This is a genomic window from Ruminococcus champanellensis 18P13 = JCM 17042 (genome assembly GCF_000210095.1).
Lineage (GTDB): Bacteria > Bacillota > Clostridia > Oscillospirales > Ruminococcaceae > Ruminococcus_F > Ruminococcus_F champanellensis.
Genome location: NC_021039.1, coordinates 2139905 through 2141493, shown reverse-complemented (window position 1 = coordinate 2141493; position 1589 = coordinate 2139905). Strand labels below are relative to the sequence as shown.

Here is a 1589-nt window from a genome sequence, read left to right as displayed (position 1 = left end):
AGAGGAAAAGAGTGTCAAGCTAAGGAAAAGAAGCTGCATCTTAGCTGTTACCCTATCCGTTGTCACGATTGCACTGCTTGTATTCCAATATCAAAAACTAAGCCTTTATGTATCAAGCGGAATGCTGCTGTCAGCAATCATGGCACTGCTCGGTCACTTTTTGAATCGGGGTGATAACAGTAAACGATGATAAGGAAAGAGAAAAACGGAGTATTTTGGCGATTGTAATTCTTGCTCTTGTAAGGCTGGTGCTGTATATCTCAAATGGCAGCGTTTGCGGTATTACGTTTTATCAACCGAAAGAGCCTGACTTATCTGAACTGTTTGAAAGGAGGGATTTGTAATGAAAAAGCTGATGAGCATAGCAAAGAAGGCTTCTACGGCACTGGCGGCTCTTGCGCTGGTGGTAGCTACCACATCAGTTCCGAGTGCTTGCTTCCATTGGTTCGCACAACCTGTAGAGCCAGAAGAGCTGAGAAACTATGTAAACAGGAAATAATTGGCAACTGTGTGTTGCAGAAAGGTGGTATGAAATGGTTAAGAATAAGATTTTGAAACGTATCGTGGCAGGTCTTAGCTGTATTGCGTTATCTACAACTATGCTTACGAGTTTACCTGCTTTTGCCGATGATTATGTTGACGAATATCAATATTACTCAACGTTAGATCCTAATGGTGAAGAGTACCAAGAATGGAAATCAAATCTGGCAAGTTCTGCTGTAAGTGTTCCCCAAAATAGAATGCTTAAAAGTATTCTCAAAAATAATACTTTAATAGCAAATGACTACATTGAGTTCAACACTGCAAGTAATGGTCACTATACTATTGGTACAATAGGAGGAAACCCTAACAGTTCAACTGATGATAATAAAAAGATGCTTTTCGGTCATCCGGGTGGAGGAACATCAAAAACAACAATTGTTGTTGGTGAAAGCATAAATGAGTTTACATCATCAAATGTAACTTATGATGCTGATGGTTCTAAAAGTGTTTCCAAAGCTTCTTATGATGGTGTTGATGTCACACAAGAACTATCTATTATTGAGAATTCGGCGACTGGACGAGATGATGTTGTTAAGATTAAGTATATCGTCAAAAATGATACAGAATACGCCAAACAAGTGGGCATAAGAATTATGATGGACACTATGCTCGGTGGTAATGATGCTGCGCCATTCAGAGTAAACGGATCTGATGTAACAACTGAAACCGTATATTCAGGTTCTAATATTCCGCAAATATGGCAAGCCTTTGATTCCGCAACTAATCCCGGTGTAGTAGCACAAGGTACATTCTACAAATCGGGAGACAGAAAACCTGATAAAGTACAATTTACTAATTGGGGAAATGTAACAAGTACGCTATGGGATTATGTGACTCAGCCAGGACGATCTAATGGAGATAGTGCAGTATCCATCACATGGAACAAAGATACTTTCACCAGTGGTGAAACACGAGAATTTGTTACCTATTATGGATTGAGTGAGTTAGAACAGAATTTAATTCCTCCGTTAGCATTAAGTGTATACGCTGATAATAAGGTTAGTATTTCCAATTTTAATTATGATGATATAAATGCAAATGTATAT

4 protein-coding genes are annotated in these 1589 nt (G+C 38.6%); all 4 read left to right on the top strand.

What is annotated here, in order from left to right; all coding sequences use genetic code 11:
• Positions 1-190: hypothetical protein (locus RUM_RS12985; protein ID WP_207634949.1), on the top strand; the 190-nt coding region annotated here is incomplete at its 5' end.
• A complete protein-coding gene (locus RUM_RS13280; RefSeq protein WP_227220844.1) occupies positions 171-344 on the top strand; it encodes a cyclic lactone autoinducer peptide in 174 nt (57 codons plus the stop codon). The genes RUM_RS12985 and RUM_RS13280, both read left to right, overlap by 20 nt.
• Positions 344-499: an AgrD family cyclic lactone autoinducer peptide gene (locus tag RUM_RS12465; protein ID WP_015558962.1), complete on the top strand. Its 156-nt coding sequence runs from the start codon at positions 344-346 to the stop codon at positions 497-499. Before RUM_RS13280 ends, RUM_RS12465 begins: the two co-directional genes overlap by 1 nt.
• Before the next feature lie 34 nt (positions 500-533).
• The coding region (locus RUM_RS12870; protein WP_041326402.1) for a hypothetical protein at positions 534-1589 on the top strand (1056 nt) is incomplete at its 3' end.

Excerpts from the sequence above, each read along its gene's own strand:
- RUM_RS12465 (WP_015558962.1), top strand. The coding sequence starts at position 344 with ATGAAAAAGCTGATGAGCATAGCAAAGAAGGCTTCTACGGCACTGGCG.